We start from the raw sequence: 17,796 nt of genomic DNA, 5'->3' as shown, positions 1-17,796 counted from the left end.
CCATCAGTCGGCTCCCAGTGTCGTGACCACGGTGGCTAGTGAGTTGCTTTCCTCGGTAGAAAGTGCGCGTGGGGTCTCGTGATCGAGGGTGTCCAAAAGCTGGGCCTCTGATGTGAGATCAACTTTAAGGAAGCCACCGTCTGCCCGAGACTCCCACACAGTACCGCCAGCTATGGCAACGTCACGGATAACGGCGTGGCGATCATCCTGAGGAGTGAGATCGAGCCGTACGCCCCCGTCGGTGGCATTTACTACTATCCCAGCCCCAGCGCCAAGTACAGCGATTAGCGAACCGTCTGGTGAGACACGTATGGCGAACGCTCCGATGCCGGTGCTCAGGCGGGTGATGATGCGCAGATTTCCCTCCGACGCCTCCGCCAAGGTTCCGTTCGTACCGACCAACAAGATTGATCCTCGTGGTCCCGCTGCGGCGGCAGCAACCGGAGATCCTAGACCCGATACCGATACTGGAGGGACTCCTTCGCGGTAGATGGTCCCCTGACTCAGGACCACTGTCATGTCAGTATCCGTGATGCTCATCCAAACCGGAGTGCCGGTCGATTCGAATTCGGTCATATGTGATGCCCCGTCCGATGCTACCGACACCATAGCTTTGGAAGTAGCGAATCCAACCCGGGTGCCTGCGTCGTTTGCCGCGGCGATGATCGGTTTTAGTGAAGTGCTCAGACTGGAGCGCCAGACCACCTGCGACTTTTCGATATCGATCACGGAGAAGCTTTGATCTGGTACGTGATGGAAGAAGAGCTTGCTGGGCAACGGCACTGTTGCCGACGGACTGTTACCTACGAAGCGTCCCGCGTTCTTTCCGAAGTCAGATGAGTTGAGTATGGTGGCCGTACCTTGCGCAGAGTTCGAAACAGCCAAGGAGTTTCCGTCGTTGGAAAGAACCATTTGTGGCCGGTAGAGCACTCTGCTTGATGGGGCTCCTCGGGAAAACAGATCTGTGCGAAGCTGGTCGCCACCGTCGGGGTATGCGACAGCGTCTGGTGGAGACCATAGTCGGAGGTAGCCGTCCGCGCCGGATGTTGCAGTTCGGCCTCCTGGCAGCGCTGCGATTCCGCTGATAGGTCCACGGTGGGACAGATAGCTGTCGATGATAGTCCCCGATGCGATTCCCACTTGGGTGGTAGGCCGCACGTTGTCTCCCACTGCCCATGTCGTGCCATTACTAACGACGAGGTTACCGGTCCCGCGAACGTCCACGGGTTTGAGATTTGTAGCAGTTCGTTGAAAGCCTTTCGAGCCTCCTGGGAGTGCGACGTAAGCCATGGAGCCATCGTCGCTGGTTGCGATGTCGGCTGCGCCGGAATTCTCGACCGTCTGAGGTGGAAGTGCCGTGCCTTTATCGAGGTCCACGGACAAGACGTCGTTTCCGTCTAGTATGGTCGCGATGGGTGCCTTCGCGGCTACAGAGCACGCTACTTTGCTTGGACTGGTTATCGAAATCTGTGTTGGAGTGGCCGTTCCTGATGTGATGTCGTTTAGTACGAGCTTGCCTTCGTTGACTGTCATGGCAGTTCTTGCGCTCGTCCAGCCGCAAATGCTGCCGGGGAGTGTTGTGATGGTCTGGCCAGTTGAGACATTTACCAAGCGTTGTCCAATAGCGAGGACCTTCCCGCCTGGCGCTATTGCGACTCCGCTAGTATCGGTTGGCTCCGCTGTGAAGGACTGGACTAGCTGACCGTCGACTCCGCTGCGGACCTCGGTATTTCCTTCGACATATCTCACGGCGATTGTTCCCGTGGTTGGATCTGATGCCAGTGAACGTGGAAGGGCCGGCAGGCGGATGCTCGTGTGCGAGGGTGTGCTCTGAACTACGCGGCGGGCAGCAGCTATTGCCTCAGGGGTGTTGCTCCGATGCAGGCCTTGGGCGGCGAGTAGCCAAGGGAGATCCGGGTCGGTACCTATGAGGCTGGTAGCGAGCCCTGCCAGGCGTACACTCTCCGCTGCCGCGGAGCGTGTTTGGGCAAGAGAGCTTGCGGCATTCGCCTCCTGTTGTTGAAGGAATGCCACCGTCGATCCGGAAGCTAAGGCAATGACAACTACGCCGGAGACAGCTCCTTGCAACCGGTTTCTGCGTCGCCGTCCGTCCACGCTGGCCTTAACGTAATGATTTGCATTCCGTGTCGCAATGGCCGACGCCGCGCTGAGTGTTTTCGTCGCATCATCGATCGCTTGCCCGCGTAGAAGATGGCTGGTCGCACCGCTAGCCTCATTCCACTGGTGGGCCCTCGCTTCTAGCCGAGCTAAGGATGCAAGGGTACTGCCTCCGATGGTTGCTAGTAGGGCGATGCGGTCGGCCACCTCCGCAACTGAGAGCTTCCCCAGGAAGAGTTGTGACAGATCGTTGAGGATCGGCGACGAGACTGTTCCCTCAACGACTGGAACGAGGCGATCCCGCCACGGGTCCAGATCGTCCTTCACTTTTTCGGGAACGACCGAGTTTTCAAGGGGAATTGCAACGACCACGACGTCAACGGTCGAAGTGGGCAAGTCCTTGGTTGGCCCGAAGACGGATGCGCCACGGACTGAAAGCTCGTGAGCGAGCTGCTCGAAAATAACAGCTGGTTGGTCCACGCTGTAAATCCAAATTGACTCCTGCTCGGGCATAGGCACAGAGTACTCATGAATTGTATGGCGGCATTTGCGTTACCTCGTGTCGTGGAAATATGAAGTGGCGAACCCGCCAGATCCCCGCTCAGTGTGGGCAATTTCAACAGCGTGGGTCAAACAGCCCAGTGAGGTTCTTCCTGCGCGCGGGCACCCCGCCACCGTCGGTCTAGGGCCTTGGACCTAGACCGCCGTTCGTCATCTATCCAGCCCCGGCAGCCTATTCTCACGTTCGTTGTAGACACTTCTGTTGTCACCCTGAGGTGTAGCTTGATCTGATCGGCAATGCCCCCGCCTGCCTTCTCGCGGACGACTCGTTTTGGTAGCGTGGCATCAGTACCTGCCGTCAGGGAAGACAGAGGCGCTGCAGCCTTTATGCTACTGCCCAGGCAACGGCAGCAAGCCTGCCGTCTACATCACCGGCCTAGATGCTGGACAGACATCTAGATGACCAATCATAGAAATTCCGGATAGCATTCGCAGGTGAGCATCGAGATCATCCGAAGTTTAATGAGTAAGCCAGCTGCAATGGAACGTCTAGTCAGCGCGTTTGAAGCGACAGACTTGTCAGAGGGTACGCTTTGGGTCGGGTTCCCGCTCCTAAGCGACTCGGAATCTTCATTCTCGGTAGATGCCCTGTTCCTGTCTCGGACCCACGGCATTGTGGTGTTCGATGTCATTGAAGGAACGGATTTAGGTGATTTCGCTGCGCGGCAAGATGATCTGTCGAGGCTTGTCCAAGCCAAACTCTTGCGAGAAAAGACCTTGTCCCGCAAAGGTCGGCTACTTGTTCGGATCAGCACATGCACTTTTGCTCCGGCTCTGCTGGGGTCAGACACAAAGGATGCCCGTGAGTCAGAACCTGACTACGACCTATTAACTGTCAACGATGTCCGCTCGTATCTGGCGGAACTCGCCGAAAACCCGGTCGATCAGGCCCTAGTCGACCGGGCCAAGTCCTCACTTCAAAATATGTCAAATCTGCGGAAACGCTCTTTCCGTCGTGCCGTGGAGCGGACGGACTCTCGGGGGGCCAAACTTCAAAGGCTTGAAGAATCCATCGCAACCCTGGACAAGAGCCAGACTGAGGCAGTCCTGCAGGTGCCCGACGGTGTGCAGAGAATCCGGGGCTTGGCAGGTTCGGGGAAGACCGTCGTGCTTGCCCGCAAGGCTGCGCATTTACATGCGCTCCACCCTGATTGGCGGATCGCCGTTACTTTCAACGTCCGCGCCCTAAAGCAACAGTTCCTCTCCCTTATAGAGGAGTTTGTCATCGGTGAGATCGGTGAAGCTCCTGACTGGAATAAGGTCCAGGTGATCAACTCGTGGGGATCCGCCTCTAGTAGGACCGGGACAGGCATATACGCCGAGTTCTGCAAGGCCAATGGAGTCGAATTTCAGGACTTCCGTAGGGCCGAGGCAATGTACGGCGGCCAGAGCGCTTTCGACGAGATCTGCAAACTAGCGCTCGGGCAGGTAAGCGCGCCTGTTCCTGTATACGACGCAATATTGGTTGATGAGGCTCAAGACTTCAGCCCTAGCTTCCTGCGGCTTTGCTATGAGCTTCTCGATGACAGAAAACGTCTCGTCTATGCGTACGACGAGTTGCAAAACCTATCGAGCAGGGGGATGCCCTCACCTGAGGAGATATTTGGTCACGATGACGCGGGGAAGCCACGCGTTAACTTCAATGAGATAGGCCGCACATCGGCCAGACGAGATATTCTGTTGGAGCGCTGTTACCGAAACTCCCGCCCACTTCTATCAACAGCTCATGCTTTCGGGTTCGGTATCTACCGCCAGACGCCGACCAATGCGAGTACCGGCCTTGTTCAGATGTTCGACCAACCTTCTTTATGGAGGGATATCGGCTATGAGGTATTTGACGGTCGGCTCGAGGATGATGCCGAGGTGACCCTTTCGAGAACTGAACACTCCAGTCCGTTGTTTCTCGAGAACCATTCTCCCCTCTCCGATTTGATATCAATCCGTCCTTTCCAAACGATGGATGACCAGTATGATTGGGTAGCGGAGCAGATACGAATAAATCTCTTTGAGGACGAACTTCAGCCCAACGACATAATGATTGTCAATCCGGATCCAATAAGTGCACGAAAGAATTTTGGACCTCTCCGGAATCGGTTATTAGACCTCGGAATTAATACGCATCTTGCTGGGGTCGACACCTCCAGTGATAGTTTCTTCAGCGCTGACGAAAAGTCGGTGACTTGTACCGGCATATATCGTGCGAAGGGCAACGAAGCCGGGATGGTCTATGTCGTGAACGCCCACGAAGGGCAGGCAAGCACGTACAACCTAGCAATGATCCGAAATCGACTGTTTACGGCCATTACGAGATCGAAGGCGTGGGTGCGTGTCTCGGGGGTGGCGCCGAACATGGAAATCCTGACCGGAGAATTTAGCAAAATTCAAGAAGCAGATTTTGCTTTGCGTTTTCGCTATCCGACTCCTGGTGAACGCGAAAAGCTGCGAATTGTGCATAGGGAGTTGACGGGCCACGAGCAGAAGGCCGTGAAGTCATCTGACAGGACCGCCCGGGAACTCTTAAAGAGCCTGACGGAGGGCGACGTTCATGTCGAGGACCTGGATGATTCTGTAAGGCAAAGACTGATGCAAATACTCGGCGAAGCAGATGCCTAGCCTCCCCAACGCGCAGAAGGTTCTGAAGGATCTGAAGGTAGTAGTTCGTCACTTCAACACACTGGGGATAGCTGACCAGTCATTCGACCCGATCCTGCTCAATACCGGCAAAAATCAACTGGTGCAGTCGCCGGTCACGGCGAATTCTGCAGCCCTGGAGAACATTCCATATGACGAGCTCTACCAAGGACTTGATACCAAGCAGGCGTTCCTAATAAAGCTCATAGATGGTGGTCTCATGCAGTTTGACTACTGCTTCGACCAGCACGGACGGCGGCTTGAAAAACATCGGCTAGCCTACTTGCCTGCTCCTCACCTAGACCCGTACATGTCTCTCGAGAACGACTACTGGGAGGGTCGGGCGTTCCTTGAAGTCGTTGGGCATCAGGTCGTTCCGGTCCCACTCCGGGTGGACTACGATAGCCGCCCTGATGTTGCCGTATCTGTTATTCATCCGGCCGCGCATCTGACTCTCGGACAGTACAAGCACTGTAGAATTCCGATCAGCTCGCCGATGCTCCCAATGGCCTTCGCGGTCTTCATTGGAACACATTTCTATTCGCAGCCCGGAGCTTCGGGATTTTCGAGTCTCGGGAGCTCGATACCGGGGGAGTTTGCGGACTCAATCACAGAGGAAGAAATGCTTATGACCCACATCAGAGTGTGAATGAGTTCTTAATCCAACCATCCGAATCTGTGCGCTGGTATTCGTGTAGGAGTGACTATGAGAAGTTGACCGAACCTCTCAAACGTCATTCAGTCCACATCAATGTCATCTCAAACAGCTGAAGAATCATAGGCCCTGATTTGTTCTCGCGCCCGATGAGGCGGCGTTCGAACGCTTTAATGCACTCCGGGTCGAAGCCGATAGATCCGAAGCGGTGGGGAGGTCACTCTCGCGTGCCCGGGGCACACGACGCCGCCGGACACGATAAGACTTGGCAGATGGATATGCCGTTCGGCGAGATTTATCGGGTCCGCCTGAGGTCGCTGGAGTGGGCAGCAGCGATGTTGCGGGAGCTTAGACATTCCGCCGACGCCGATGCGGTGTCAATTTCAGTCAACTGGGCACTCGACGGTGTCTATGATCTGTGGGAGGCCTACCGGCTGGCCTCAAGCTCTCGCGACAAACTGCCGGCTCAGGATGAGCTGCTCATTCAGCAGTCCGGGATGAAGGTCGGCGCCCTTCTATTCATACGCGGAGAAAAGACGCATCGCGCGAAGCGTGTCGATGGTCCAAACCCATTTAGGGGACTGCAGTACGACTTCGCGGATCTCACCCACTGGGCGTGGGCTGACGTGACCTCGGATACACCAGCTTTCCAGCAACGAGCCACCTGGTGCAACCAGTTTGTTCGCCATCGCCCACTTTGGGTGCCGCTCGAAGAAGCTTGGTATTGGTTCCTAACCAACAGCCCCATCAAGATTATTGGGCAGGACCCGCGCGAAGTGCCTGGGTGGGTTCACCACATTAGTCTTGTCCAAGCTAATAACCTCCCTGCGTTGTAGTCATCCGACTCTGGGGCCAGAGGCACCGTCCTGCTCCCTCCGCAGCCGATGGGTCCCTCCCGGGTCTAGTGCACCCGAGTCTACGCTGATACGGAATTGTGGGTCGAGGTTGTGTGGTTGCCGCCTTGGGCCCAAGCAAAACCTAGCGCTGGATCATGTGCTGGGAAATACGGCGGTCAGCGTCCCGCAGGTCAATGGTGCCCGCGGCGACACCGACCACGAGTTCGAAGCCCTGATCCGTGGTGAAGTCGTGCCGGTATCCGTTGACCCAGAGCAGCAGCACCATGAGGGTCCATGCGGTTCGTTTGTTCCCGTCAAGAAGTGGGTGGAACCGGGCGACGGACTCCAGCAGCGCAGCTGCCTTCAGTGAAAGTTCGGGATAAGCTTCTGCGCCCATGACAGTTGTGGCTGGCCTGGCCAGTGCCGAGGCCAGCAAGCCAACGTCCCGAATGTGGAAGCCGTACCGGTCAACGACCTGGAGTGCATCCTCGACATCCAGGTATGCTGTCACGCGTCCTCAAGCCGCGTCAGCAGTTCAGCATCATGGCTCAGGACGTAGTCGAGGCCTTGGCCGATCTCGCGTCGGCGGGCATGCCGTTGCAGAACCAATTCGGCCCCTTGCAGCAGGAGCGCGGATTTGGACGTGTGTTCCTCGGCGGCCAGCTTCTCCAGTCGTCGATCGAGGTCTTCCGGTACACGCAGATTCATAGCCATACACCCATGGTACCAAAACGGTACTAGTGGAATCAGATGAAGCGGTTCCTAGATCCGGCTGGACGGGGTGCCCAACAGGTGGGTTCAGCCCGAGCTCCTGGAAGCGGGGCGATCGTGGGGGACGCAAAACAGGGTCTTAGTGGCGTCCCTGCGGATTGAATGTGGACGTATTCGACTGGTTCAGGCTGACCCGTGGGGCAGAATGGCCCATGTGGAAAGAACGAAATTGGTCGAGTCGGCCTTCGCTGATGCTTTCAAGTTGCGCGGGTTCCGGAAACGGGGACGGAACTGGTTCAGGACGACATCGGCCGGTGAGTATCAGGTGGTTAATCTTCAAAAGTCCCCGTGGGGGAGCGGAGACTTTTATCTGAACCTGGGTTGGGACTCATCGGTCCCTAGTGGGGAGTTCCGTTCAGAAAATTTCTGCCTTCTGAGTCTTCGAGCAGAAGAAACAGACGTGATTCCGCCGATTGATTTTGCTCGACCTGATGGCTTGGTTGCGCGGGACCTTCCGGGAACCATCCTGCTCGACGCTGAAATGGGTGGTCGCATCCCCGAGGATGCGTTCCTCGAACAGCTCACTGATGTCATCATTAACCCGGTCGCAGACTTCATGGACAGGACCCCGACTGTGGTCGATCTGGTTCCCCTGCTTTCTGCCAAGCCTCAGTTCGCTTTTGTTCCCGTGCGGGAAGAGCTTAGCCGCCGAGGATACGAGCTCCCCGAGCATTAGGAATCCTCTGAGCACTAGCAGGGCCAAGATCTTTCGGAAAGGCGGCGCGCTTCTTCGCGTATCAGAGCACTCAGCTGAGGCCTTTCGACGCCTCTGGGCGGGTCATCCCACTCGCTTAGCCAGCCAATGAGTGGCCGAAGTCGCTCGGGCTGGCCCAATTGTTTCCAACCTTGGCTCCATATCAAGAACCCGGCAATGTCAGGGGCTGCTGTTTCGTTGGCGATCGCTTCACAGAGCCAGCGGACCAGCCGCCAGCGCTCACCTGGAGTTTCCGCGGGGAGAGGCGGAGCGATACCCAATTCCTCGGAGACTGCCCGAAACAGGTCTTGAGCCTCGGCTTCTTCCCGCCTGGACAGGCCAGCGAGGAGTGGAAGTGATGGAGACTCCACACCGTCAAGGAGAGCCTGTAATGCCGTGTCAATGAGAACATTTGCTCCGACGGTCTCGTCACCGGCGGTTCGGATTGCCAGCTCCTGAAGTTCCCTCAACGTGTTCATGAAACGAGTCTCGCAGGTTTCGCCCCTTTCACTATTCCGCTGGAGTGATCCGACCTGTTGAGCGACGGATAGCAAACGGCTAGGTCCTCAGCAGGGGCAGCGGCACGACGTAGTATTCCTTTGCCTTGCTGTTAGTTACGAAGGTGCGGCATCGGGACTGTGCATCTTCTTCAGAATTGAACCGCAGTGCCTGATTTTCCCTGGGCGTCCATTCGTCGCCGGGCCGGTTGGGATGCAGGTAGTAGTACAACGTCGCTCCCGTATCCAGGCGCACGACGATGCCCCACGCGGCGGGTTTACGCTTACCCATTCCGCTCCTTTCGTCTGTTGTCTTTCAGCTTTTCCGGAGTGTGGCTTGTTCGCCGGTTGACGTAGCGTGACCAGGCGTCGCCGGCGTTGTCGGCGTGGATGAACGCTACTTGGTGGCTGTAGCCGAGTGCGTCGGCGACCAGCGGCGGTGGTGTGATGGTGAGGAGTTCATCGAGGGCGGTGTTTCGGGCGCCGCGGAGGTCGATGCCGAGGCCCCGTAGCCTGTCCATGATGGTGTTTGGGTGAAGGTGTTGTCCTGCGCGGGTTCCTGGGAAGAGCCATGGGCTTTGGGTGTTGGATCCGGTTCTGAGGTTGGGCCTGCTTGCCAGGTGCTGTCGGATGAGGTCTGCTACGGGTGCTGGGACGGGCACTGGGTGGAGGCCTAGGGTGATTCTCATGTTGCCGGTGGTTTCGTTGGTCTGGATGGTGTCGGTACGGAGTTTGGCGACTCTCACGAGCGGTTGGGCGTAGAGAAGGAGAAGGGCGCCGGCGACCCGGTAGGGTAGGGATTCGCTGGTGCCGGTGAGGAGTTCCCGCAGCCAGGCCAGGCGCTGGTCCTGGGTGATGGTGGGTCGTGTTTTCGGGGTGTAGTAGCCCATTGCAACGCGGTGGTTTGTGCCGGTGTTCTTGATGAAGACGACGAAGGTGCGGATCTGCTTTCTTGTTGTGGGTCCGGCGGCGAGCCAGGCTTCGATGTCTTGCTGGGTGCAGGTCGCTGCTGCTCGTTGGTGCGTTTCCCAGAGCCAGGCCAGGAATTTGATGGTTTCGGTGATCTCATGTTTGGCCGAGTGCACCGGGCCGCGGGCGTTCTTTTCCGGTGTTGTGGTGGTCCGGATGCGTCGGAGGTGGTGCCAGGTTGCGAAGTGCTCGACTGGTTTGGCAACCTCCTCGGGCAAGGGGTCGAGCTTGTCTTTGATCCAGGCTTCGAATCGGGTCAGGTAGGGGTCCTGGTAGGGGAGCAGCCCGTGGTGGACGAGCAGGGCCCGTAGGTGGTTTGTTGCTCGTTCGGCCGTTTCGGCGTAGTTATCGAGGCCTTCGTGGGTCAGGGGCGTTGTTCCGTTGGTGAGGGATATCAGGAGTGCTTGGACTGTGGGGGACCGTTTCCAGGTGATGATGCTTTCGGGTCGCTCGGCTTGGCTGAGGACCTCGATGATTCTGGACGCGGTTGATGGATCGGCGGGGTTTGTGGGGAGTAGCTGGGTGAGGTCGTCGCGGAGGGCGCAGCGGGCGCAGATGCCCTTTCGGTAGAACTCGCCTTCGTGGTTGCAGCGGGTGCAGTGGAAGTCGTGGGTGATTCCGGCGCAGGGTGCGCATCGTGGTCCGCCGCTGGTTTCGGGTGGGCCTGGCAGGAGCCGGTGTTGTCCGCAATCGGGGCAGGTCCCGTGGGTGCGTGTTGCTGTGGTGAAGCAGGGGCCGCAGATTTTCCCTTCGGGCCAGGTGGCGCGTGTTCGTCCGGCGCTGCGGCTGCAGCGGGCGCAGGTGGCGGTGCCGGTGGTGCGTGGCCTGCCGCGGGTGGTGTTCCGGGCCGTCAGGCCTGCGGGCCTGTCAGTTGTCATCGTCGATGATGCGGGCCCGGCGTGGGCGGACGCTGCGGTTCAGGTCGACGACGTTGGGGGAGTTGGTGCCGGTTTTGCGGGCGCGGATGTCTGCGGCGGTGACGGTGATGAGGTCCTCGGGTCCGCAGGAGAAGATGTCGCAGATCGCTGCGATGACCTGGAGGGCGACGCGTTCGGGTTTCTGGTTGACCAACCGATAGACCTGGGGCCGGGACAAGGTGATGCCGCGTTCGGCGAGCAGGGGGATGAGGTCGGTGGTGTTGTGCAGTCCTCGTGCTGCCATGAGCTCGGCGAGCCGCCATTTGTATTCGACTTCCCGTTTCACCATTGGCCTCGTATCTGCAGGCCGAGGACGTCATTCATGGTGCCGTCCAGGGCTGCCCGAAGGGCGGTGTTGCGGAAGTCGTCGCTGACGAATTGGTAGATCCCGGTGGTGGAGGCGTGTTCGTGGCCCATTTGATATTGCACGAATCTAGAATCCCACCCATCCTCGAGCAGGTGCGTCGCATAGGAGCGCCGGAGCGAGTGAAGGTCCAGTCCGTCCATGGGCATGCCCAGTTCTTTCAGGTAACGCCGTAGCCGGCGCAGCAGGGTCGATTCGCAGATCACCCCGCCTCGCTCGCTGGGGAACAGGTCGAGGGTGTCGAGGGTTCCGCGGCCGTTGGCCAGCCAGTCTTCGATGACGCCTGAGGTCCAGTCGAACACGGTCAGGACGCTGCGGGATTTGTGGGTAGAGCCCTTGAGGGACTTGCCGAAACGGACTTTGCAGATTCCGGTTTTCCCGAACCGTCGTGCCTGTGGATTGGTCGAGAAATCGACTGTCTGCAGATGCCGGAGCTCGTTGAACCGGAGTCCGTACGAGTAGGTGACTTTCAGCATGACAGCGTCCCGGTAGGCCGCTTGCCAGCCCTTCTTGCCGGAGGCGGAGATGAGTTCAACCTGGTCATCGGCGTGGTCAAAAAGCCGCTGCAGCTCAGCCCTGGTGAACGGTCTCTTCGAGGGCCGGCCTTCGTATTCCTGGGTGTGGGAGGCGGTGTTCCAGTCGAAGAAAACCTGGGCCGGGTGGGTGCCGAAACGTTCCTCGCAGACCCGGTCCCAGCCATAGTCCGGGTTGGAAACGTAAGAGCAGAACCGGCGCAGGGAGGACTGGTAACCGCGGATGGTGGACTGCTTCAACTGATAGATCGAGCGCAGGTCACCGAAATACTCCTCGACATGCTCCGGCCCCCAGTTCCACGGGAACTCGTTCACATGGTCCACGAACCTCTTGACGCAGGCGATGCCCTTATCGATCGTGTCGAACTGCAGGTTCCTGGAGAGCTGCTGGTTGCGCCACCCGGAAAACATGTCCTCAAGCGTCTGCTCCTCGGGATGCAACAGGCGAACAGCACTCAGCTGCAGCACACGCCCGGACTTATCAACCGCCATCATCCGCCCCTAAACCACCCGAGAAACCTGCCAAAACTTGAATCAATGATTCATCAAATGCATCATCAGGACAAAACCGCAGGTCAGAGGCGCTTCTCATGCCGTCATCCACGCGCAAAGCATCACACCAGCGCATCAGCAGGACCTCCCAGCGAGGCCAACCGGCCGCCGAGATTCCGCGGAATCACGCAGCGATCTGGCGGATCCCGGCAGGATCAGGGGATCGGGCGGATTGATTCATCTGATGAGATACGCAGAGCATTACTTTACATAACATCCGTTATCGGTGTTTGAGGTACGGGAGTAGAAGTAGCTGCGAGAACCCCAGCCCGCGACGTTTTTGGCGCTTTCGCAGGTGCATTAGATTCGATTCAAGGTGGTGCTGCGATGCCGAGCAGGGCGCTCCTATGCGAACAGGGTTGCGTCGCAAGGCTGGCAGTTGAAGAACCGAGGTTGTTCAACCGGGGCAAACGGGACTATCAGCCACTCGTTTCCATAGCGCTCCACATAAGAGTCGGACGGGCAGCGGACGTACGCTTCTTCGCGGGTCATATCTGATCTCCAGATCTGATGTTTAATATAAAATATATATTACTCTTTATCATCTCCCGCATCTAGCCATGCATGCAACCGGGTTTCCGTTGATTCTCGAAGGAGTTGGCTGTGGGCCAATCTAATGTGGGATGCCTCGGGGTCTGCCACGAAGTTGCTTGTCGTGCTTAAGTAGAACCATGGCGGAGCCGATAGAGGATTATGCGTTCTTGTCAGACTTGGCTACGGGGGCGCTCGTCTCCCGGCGCGGGAGCGTTGACTGGCTCTGCTTCCCTCGTTTTGACTCTCCTGCCGTTTTCGCTGCTCTTCTGGGTACCGCGAAGCACGGGCGGTGGCTAATTGCCCCGGCCGGATCGGCTGCGGTCGTCGCCAACCGTCAGTACCAGGAGTCGACCTTCGTCCTTGAAACAACGTGGAAGACTACGGGGGGGCAGATCGTCGTAACGGACTTCATGCCAGTCGTACGTGGCCGGTCTTCGCTTTTGCGGCGGGTTACCGGGATCCAAGGGACCGTATCCCTGCGTCATGAGTTTTTTCTACGCCCCCTCTACGGAGCAGTCACGCCGTGGGCGAGCCGTGTGCGCCGTGGTCCCGCCGGGGAAACGCTGCTGGCCATGGCGGGGCCCGATGCCTGGGCCCTATACGGCAGGCGGCTGCCTGAGGCCCATGACCAGGGACATATCGGTGAATTCGCAGTTTCCGCCGGCGAGACGGTGGACTTCGAGCTGACTTGGTTCCCGTCGCATCGGGAGGTCCCGCCGACGCTGGATTTTGATGCAGCTCTCAGCAACACGGTTGACTATTGGACCCGCTGGGGTGGGCATTGCCGGCAGGACGGGAACTATGAGGCTGAAGTAAAGCGATCCCTGCTCGTGTTGCGTGCTCTTACCCATTATGAGACCGGAGGGATCGTCGCCGCGCCAACGACTTCCCTGCCGGAGGATTTCGGGGGATCGCGTAACTGGGACTACCGCTATTGCTGGCTTCGGGATGCCGCGCTGACCCTGGAGGCTATGCTCACGCATGGATATGAATCGGAGGGATTAAAGTGGCGCAACTGGCTGCTTCGCGCCCTTGCCGGCGACCCCGAGGACATCCAGATCATGTACGGGGTCGCCGGTGAACGAGGACTGCCAGAGAGGGTGGTGGACCACCTCCCCGGGTACCAGGATGCAAGACCAGTGCGGATCGGAAACGCTGCCGTCGCCCAATATCAGGCGGATGTCGTTGGCGAAGTCATGGTGGCTCTTGAGAGACTGCGCCTGGCCGGCGGCAAAGAAGACACCTTTTCCTGGGCGCTCCAGCGGGCACTGCTGGGCTATGTGGAGAAACACATCGAAGATAAAGACTGCGGCCTCTGGGAGATTAGGGGCACCCCCGAGTACTTCACGCATTCCCGGGTCATGATGTGGGCGGCCTTCGACTGCGGAGTCAGGGCGATCCGTGACCACGGTCTTCCGGGGCCGGTCGAGCGCTGGGACGAACTGCGTGGACGGCTAAGGGCGGAGATCATGGACTACGGATTCAACAAAAAGCTGAAGTCTTTTACGCAAACGTACGGCAGTCAGCAGGTAGACGCCGCCTTGCTGACGCTGCCCCAAGTGGGTTTCCTCGCCTATGACGACGAGAACATGCTTGGCACTGTGGCACAGCTGGAAAGGGAGCTTATGACTGGGCACGGCCTCCTGCTGCGCTACCGGACTGAAACTGGTATCGATGGGCTGGAACCCGGGGAGCACCCCTTTCTTGCCTGCTCCTTTTGGCTGGTGGAGCAGTACGCCCGCACGAATAGACGGACTGAAGCCAAGGCGCTCATGGATACCCTCGTGGGGTATGCCAATGAACTGGGCCTGCTCAGCGAAGAGTTCGCCCCGGACGAACAGCGGATGGCAGGCAACTACCCCCAAGCTTTTTCCCACTTGGCCCTTATACGCGCAGCCGACGCGATGCATGGAGTTGACCCGCTGAGCCTTGCCGTGAATCGGGATTCGTAAGAAGGAAAGTGCCGGGTCACAATTAGATTCGGAGTAGTCTCGTGTAAATCTTCAGCGAAGTGCGGCCGGGAGCGAATCTGCACCTGGGAGCTCATGCCCCTGCGAGCCCAAGTACACTACGTGACTGGCTGTTTCGGAGAGCGCAAGGCGCAGCGAAAAGGACTGCAGGGACTCCCAGCCGCGGGACCACGTCAAGCGTCGGGCAATGTCCCATATGGTTCGGGGACCGTACTTGTCTACCACCCTGAGAACCTCGGCGGAGCGCTGTTGATTGTGCTCGATCAGCTGGGCCACTCGCCGGTGCATACCAATGAACCGGTACTCGTGTGCAGGGCAAACCTCCATCTCGTCCTCGAAAGCGATAAGTCCTAGGGAGTCGTAGTAGTCCGCAAGCGGGTTTGGCGGCCCGGGTATCTCGAGCGGTATGTGCGGAGAGATACGGGGCAGTACGTGATCCCCGCTGAATATGAGGCCATGCGACTCATCTATGAGACAGATGTGTCCTGGTGAATGGCCTGGTGTCGTAACCACGCGTAAGTTGAGGCCTTTGGCCGGCACCAGGCTGCCGTGTTTGAGCCGGAGATCTGGATCCGCGAGAGTCTGCAGATGCTTGAGGGTACTGTAATCCATGGCCACTTCAGCCAGTCTGTCCACCGGAACGCCCCAGAATCTTAACTGCTCGCGGTCGTCGTGCAGGACAAGATGGAGATTCTCCGCGGCGGTGAGACGGCGCACTTCCCTGTCCCCCAGGGCAACCCAGGCTGCCGATGCCTCACGCAGGCGGCGAGCCATTCCCAAATGGTCGGAGTGATAATGAGTGGCCACAACACCCGTTATGTCGGTGGGACCAAGGCCCGCCCGCCGCAGGCCGGCAGTCAAATGCTCCATCCCTGCATCACTTTCCCAGCCCGGATCGACCAGGACTGCATCGCCGTCGCCCATCAGCAGGTAGCTCAGCGTGTAGCGCATGGGGTTGCCGGGGAACGGAATAGGAATGGACCATACGCCCCTGCCGATCTGCTCCACGGGAGGTAGCACTTTCTTTTGCCATGCTTCTTTTTGGGCGTGACCTGTGAGGGTAATTGAGGGCAGGCTCATCAGTTCCTCTCGAGGGTGATGAATAAGCCCCTTTGACAGCGGGCAAGCGGCAGCCGGGGCGCAAGATTTTGGAGCTGCACTTACTGAAAGCCGGAAGCAGATCCGATTAATCGGTTCCAGCCTGGTTGGAGTATATAAAATATTGTACGTGTATATTTACATCTGAGTCCAGTGCCGCAATCGCCCGGGGTCACCATTCGGCGATGCAGGGTTGGGCGCCGGCTCCGGACCACTCCCCTAGCCGTGTGAGCAGCGACACAAATAGTTCCATCAATTCTTCAGTTGTGTATACATAGAGCGCAACTCAACGTGGCAGTTTATGGGGATTTAGCGAGAGATCCAGCGTTACGTATACACAAGCTGTTGAACCAGGAGGCAGGATGCGGGCCAGCGACGAGGCGTATGCCGCCCTGCGGGACGACATCATCGAATGGCGGCTGGCTCCTGGGACCGTCCTTGCGGAGGTGGAACAGTCCGAACGGCTGGGCATCTCACGCAGCCCGCTCCGGGAGGCGCTGAGCCGGCTCACCGCTGAAGGATTGACGACGACGGCTGGCGCCCGGGGCGTCGTCGTCACCGATATCTCGCTGGAGGGCATCGACGAACTTTTGCCCGAGACCCTTGAGGGCAAGGCCGCGGCGCTGGCTGCCGAGCGGGGCGACGCATGGACGTTCGGGCAGTTGCAGCGTGAACTCCTCCACGCACCGGAGCTGATCTGCGGGCCCGAACCGGCCGTGCACGACTACTACGAGCTGGTGCCGGCTCGACACTGCCATCGAGGCCGCCTCTCCAACTCCTATCTGGCCCAGGCCATGCGGAGCCTGCGCGTTCACTTGGTCCGCATACGGCGCCTTGCTGCCGACGACTCAGCCCGGCTCCGCGCCGCCGCAGCGGAACACGCCGCCATTGCCGAAGCCATTGCGGCCGGCAATCCACGGTTGGCCGAAGCTGCCACGACTCTCCACCTGCACCGCAGCCTGACCCACCTCAAAGCCGCTCAAACAGCTGGCTGAACGTCCCACCAGAAGGAGCACCATGGTCAAGAACCATCACGTCCGTGTCTACAAGTCCGAAGAGAACCTCCCCCGCGAGGAACAGTTGGCGCACAAGATCGCCGTGGTCGCCGCTGACCCTGTCGAGGTAACCCCCGAAGTGACGGACATGGTGATCAACCGGATCATCGACAACGCCTCGGTGGCCATCGCCTCGCTGAATCGGGCGCCCATCGTCGCGGCCCGGGCCCAGGCCCTGACCCACGCCCCGTCCGCCAACGGCAAAGGCGCCCGCGTGTTCGGCATCGAAGAGCGCGTCTCCCCCGAATGGGCCGCCTGGGCCAACGGTGTAGCCGTGCGTGAACTGGATTACCACGACACTTTCCTGGCCGCTGACTACTCGCACCCCGGGGACAACATCCCGCCGATCCTGGCGGTAGCCCAGCATGTCGGAGCCAACGGCGCCGACCTGGTCCGTGCCATCGCTACCGGGTACGAGATCCAGGTGAACCTGGTCAAGGCCATCTGCCTGCACAAGCACAAGATCGACCACGTCGCCCACCTCGGACCCTCCGCCGCTGCCGGCATCGGCACGTTGTTGGGCTTGGATGTTGAGACGATCTTCCAGTCCGTGGGCCAGGCCCTGCACACCACCACCGCCACCCGGCAGTCCCGCAAGGGCGAGATTTCCACCTGGAAGGCACATGCCCCCGCGTTCGCGGGCAAGATGGCAGTCGAGGCCGTGGACCGTTCCATGCGGGGACAGACTTCCCCCGTGCCGATCTACGAAGGCGAAGACGGCGTGATCGCCTGGATGCTGGACGGCCCGGACGCCTCCTACGAGGTCCCACTGCCGCTGCCCGGTGAGGCCAAGCGCGCCATCCTGGACACCTACACCAAGGAACACTCCGCCGAATACCAGGCCCAGGCCTGGATCGACCTCGCCCGCAAACTGAACCGCGAGCACCCCGAAACCACGGACCCGGCGAACGTGGCCTCGGTGCTGATCAAGACCAGCCACCACACCCACTACGTGATCGGCTCGGGCGCGAACGACCCCCAGAAATACTCCCCCACCGCGTCCCGGGAAACCCTGGACCACTCCATCCCGTACATCTTCAC

General features: G+C 59.1%; 15 protein-coding genes and 2 pseudogenes. 9 read left to right on the top strand and 8 right to left on the bottom strand.

From position 1 onward, the window contains the following. Positions 1 to 3 precede the first annotated feature (3 nt). Complete coding sequence (locus AB0N72_RS18700) at positions 4 to 2,631, bottom strand: hypothetical protein (protein ID WP_363933879.1); 2,628 nt, start codon at positions 2,629 to 2,631, stop codon at positions 4 to 6. Between the two features lie 483 nt (positions 2,632 to 3,114). On the opposite strand from AB0N72_RS18700, the gene AB0N72_RS18695 reads away from it, so the two are divergent. The 3 genes from AB0N72_RS18695 (at position 3,115) to AB0N72_RS18685 (ending at position 6,801) form a co-directional block, all read left to right on the top strand. Beyond that, positions 3,115 to 5,292 carry an ATP-binding domain-containing protein gene (locus AB0N72_RS18695; RefSeq protein ID WP_363933878.1) on the top strand — a complete coding sequence of 726 codons (2,178 nt, stop codon included), beginning with the start codon at positions 3,115 to 3,117 and terminating at the stop codon, positions 5,290 to 5,292. After that, positions 5,285 to 5,959 (top strand): DUF2290 domain-containing protein, encoded by a 675-nt coding sequence (locus tag AB0N72_RS18690; protein ID WP_363933876.1) that lies wholly within the window; start codon positions 5,285 to 5,287, stop codon positions 5,957 to 5,959. Before AB0N72_RS18695 ends, AB0N72_RS18690 begins: the two co-directional genes overlap by 8 nt. Before the next feature lie 278 nt (positions 5,960 to 6,237). Then, positions 6,238 to 6,801: a hypothetical protein gene (locus tag AB0N72_RS18685; protein WP_363933874.1), complete on the top strand. Its 564-nt coding sequence runs from the start codon at positions 6,238 to 6,240 to the stop codon at positions 6,799 to 6,801. Between the two features lie 142 nt (positions 6,802 to 6,943). Here AB0N72_RS18685 and AB0N72_RS18680 read toward each other — a convergent pair whose 3' ends face one another. Next, the gene (locus tag AB0N72_RS18680) at positions 6,944 to 7,312 is read right to left on the bottom strand and encodes a type II toxin-antitoxin system death-on-curing family toxin (RefSeq protein ID WP_363933872.1); all 369 of its coding nucleotides are present in this window, start codon (positions 7,310 to 7,312) and stop codon (positions 6,944 to 6,946) included. Then, on the bottom strand, positions 7,309 to 7,515 hold the full coding sequence (locus AB0N72_RS18675; protein WP_363933870.1) for a ribbon-helix-helix protein, CopG family: 207 nt from the start codon (positions 7,513 to 7,515) through the stop codon (positions 7,309 to 7,311). The genes AB0N72_RS18680 and AB0N72_RS18675 overlap by 4 nt, the downstream gene beginning before the upstream one ends. A 202-nt stretch (positions 7,516 to 7,717) precedes the next feature. Between AB0N72_RS18675 and AB0N72_RS18670 the strand changes: the two are divergent. Together AB0N72_RS18670 and AB0N72_RS18665 are read left to right on the top strand one after the other, a co-directional pair. Then, positions 7,718 to 7,882 (top strand): annotated as a pseudogene (locus AB0N72_RS18670) (DUF4304 domain-containing protein); the annotation flags it as partial. A gap of 90 nt (positions 7,883 to 7,972) precedes the next feature. Further along, positions 7,973 to 8,248 (top strand): hypothetical protein, encoded by a 276-nt coding sequence (locus tag AB0N72_RS18665; protein ID WP_363934173.1) that lies wholly within the window; start codon positions 7,973 to 7,975, stop codon positions 8,246 to 8,248. 576 nt (positions 8,249 to 8,824) lie between these two features. Here AB0N72_RS18665 and AB0N72_RS18660 read toward each other — a convergent pair. Genes AB0N72_RS18660 through AB0N72_RS18645 form a run of 4 tightly spaced genes read right to left on the bottom strand, consistent with a single transcriptional unit; the run spans position 8,825 to position 12,038 of the window. After that, positions 8,825 to 9,055: a hypothetical protein gene (locus AB0N72_RS18660; RefSeq protein WP_363933869.1), complete on the bottom strand. Its 231-nt coding sequence runs from the start codon at positions 9,053 to 9,055 to the stop codon at positions 8,825 to 8,827. Continuing rightward, on the bottom strand, positions 9,048 to 10,610 hold the full coding sequence (locus AB0N72_RS18655; RefSeq protein ID WP_363933867.1) for a recombinase XerD: 1,563 nt from the start codon (positions 10,608 to 10,610) through the stop codon (positions 9,048 to 9,050). The genes AB0N72_RS18660 and AB0N72_RS18655 overlap by 8 nt, the downstream gene beginning before the upstream one ends. Further along, positions 10,600 to 10,938, bottom strand: coding sequence for a helix-turn-helix transcriptional regulator (locus tag AB0N72_RS18650; protein WP_363933865.1), 339 nt, complete (start codon positions 10,936 to 10,938; stop codon positions 10,600 to 10,602). Before AB0N72_RS18650 ends, AB0N72_RS18655 begins: the two co-directional genes overlap by 11 nt. Next, positions 10,932 to 12,038: a site-specific integrase gene (locus tag AB0N72_RS18645; protein WP_363933863.1), complete on the bottom strand. Its 1,107-nt coding sequence runs from the start codon at positions 12,036 to 12,038 to the stop codon at positions 10,932 to 10,934. Before AB0N72_RS18645 ends, AB0N72_RS18650 begins: the two co-directional genes overlap by 7 nt. Positions 12,039 to 12,721: 683 nt before the next feature. Between AB0N72_RS18645 and AB0N72_RS18640 the strand changes: the two are divergent. Together AB0N72_RS18640 and AB0N72_RS18635 are read left to right on the top strand one after the other, a co-directional pair. Then, positions 12,722 to 13,138, top strand: a pseudogene (locus tag AB0N72_RS18640) (trehalase-like domain-containing protein); the annotation flags it as partial. A gap of 66 nt (positions 13,139 to 13,204) precedes the next feature. Then, positions 13,205 to 14,584, top strand: a complete 1,380-nt coding sequence (locus AB0N72_RS18635; RefSeq protein ID WP_364081402.1) for a glycoside hydrolase family 15 protein — start codon at positions 13,205 to 13,207, stop codon at positions 14,582 to 14,584. 51 nt (positions 14,585 to 14,635) lie between these two features. On the opposite strand, the gene AB0N72_RS18630 is transcribed toward AB0N72_RS18635, so the two are convergent. After that, positions 14,636 to 15,682: an MBL fold metallo-hydrolase gene (locus AB0N72_RS18630; protein ID WP_363933861.1), complete on the bottom strand. Its 1,047-nt coding sequence runs from the start codon at positions 15,680 to 15,682 to the stop codon at positions 14,636 to 14,638. Between the two features lie 380 nt (positions 15,683 to 16,062). Here AB0N72_RS18630 and AB0N72_RS18625 point away from each other — a divergent pair, with 380 nt between their 5' ends. Together AB0N72_RS18625 and AB0N72_RS18620 are read left to right on the top strand one after the other, a co-directional pair. Then, positions 16,063 to 16,695 carry a GntR family transcriptional regulator gene (locus tag AB0N72_RS18625; protein WP_364081389.1) on the top strand — a complete coding sequence of 211 codons (633 nt, stop codon included), beginning with the start codon at positions 16,063 to 16,065 and terminating at the stop codon, positions 16,693 to 16,695. 22 nt (positions 16,696 to 16,717) lie between these two features. Further along, a partial coding sequence (locus AB0N72_RS18620) for an MmgE/PrpD family protein (RefSeq protein ID WP_364081386.1) occupies positions 16,718 to 17,796 on the top strand: 1,079 nt, incomplete at its 3' end.

Source organism: Paenarthrobacter sp. NPDC089307, assembly GCF_040685055.1.
Lineage (GTDB): Bacteria > Actinomycetota > Actinomycetes > Actinomycetales > Micrococcaceae > Arthrobacter.
Note: the sequence above shows the minus strand (reverse complement) of the source record. Positions and strands in the feature narration are given on the sequence as shown.